Origin of the sequence: Mesorhizobium sp. M4B.F.Ca.ET.089.01.1.1 (genome assembly GCF_004022605.1) — a bacterium.
Lineage (GTDB): Bacteria > Pseudomonadota > Alphaproteobacteria > Rhizobiales > Rhizobiaceae > Mesorhizobium > Mesorhizobium abyssinicae.
On the sequence record NZ_RZOS01000967.1, the window covers coordinates 1 to 931 of the forward strand.

A 931-nucleotide genomic window follows, 5' to 3' on the forward strand; every position below is an offset into this window, starting at 1 on the left:
GCCTAATGCTGTATTGCAGATTAAGTCAGTCCAAGCGCGAAAGTCGGCGCGTTTCGGGGCCGGCTCCATGGTCCACTCTGTAATGTCTTGAGCGGCGCGGATGAACGCGAGAAGAGCCTCGCGCGCTCGCATCCCTATGGCTTGATAGTCAGGCACATTCTGGGCCTGCCCCAGTGCATCTGTGGCCTCAACCAGATGTGTGAAGACACTCCCAAACGGGATGATGCGTCTATCGGACTTGCGCTGTTGTTGGGTGCGCGGGATACGCAAGCAGAGGCCCATGTGAAATGTCACCGCAAGGTCCATGTTTGGGAACTGTTCTTGCGAATAAAGATTTGTCGGATTGGTAATCACCCACCAACGGCCCTTGCCCGTATGAACATCCCACACATCGTGCCGGTGGCCGATCAGCGCCTCGGAATAAACCTTCTGAAGGAATGTCACCTTCGTGCGGGCTGGCGATTGTGACAGTAAGTACCTGACGACGTCGGCTTTCTCCTCCTCGGTTGCGGGCAACATCAGCGCGTTTGTTCCTCGTTTGCTGCCACAAGTCTGCTCAGGTTTGGCGTCAACCCGCAAGTGGCGGCTGCGGCAACTTCACGGCCTTCACACATGCCACCTTCTGCGCATCACTCGGTCCTCCAGAGTAAACCCCGAAGGTGATCGACTTGCGCCCCTCGACGTGCCCGACAACAGCCGCCACGGTCGTCTCAGGTATGCCCGCCTGTTCCGCCTGAGAGACGAACCAGCGCCGGAACGAATGGAAGTTGACCAAGCTCCTGCGCCTACCGTCCCGCTTGTCGTCAACACCACAAGCCACCCGGTAGCGCGTGAACCGTTTGGTCGTCACCGCCGCCGCGTCCCGTTCGTTGGCCAATTCATGGAACAGCCAGTCACCGGGCTTCTTGCCCTTAGTCCGTCGCCCTACCAG

At 58.8% G+C, this 931-nt stretch carries 2 pseudogenes; both read right to left on the reverse strand.

Annotated features, from left to right (window positions below):
• Positions 1 to 519, reverse strand: a pseudogene (locus EN780_RS35380) (gamma-glutamylcyclotransferase); the annotation flags it as partial.
• A gap of 49 nt (positions 520 to 568) precedes the next feature.
• Positions 569 to 931 (reverse strand): annotated as a pseudogene (locus EN780_RS39270) (hypothetical protein); the annotation flags it as partial.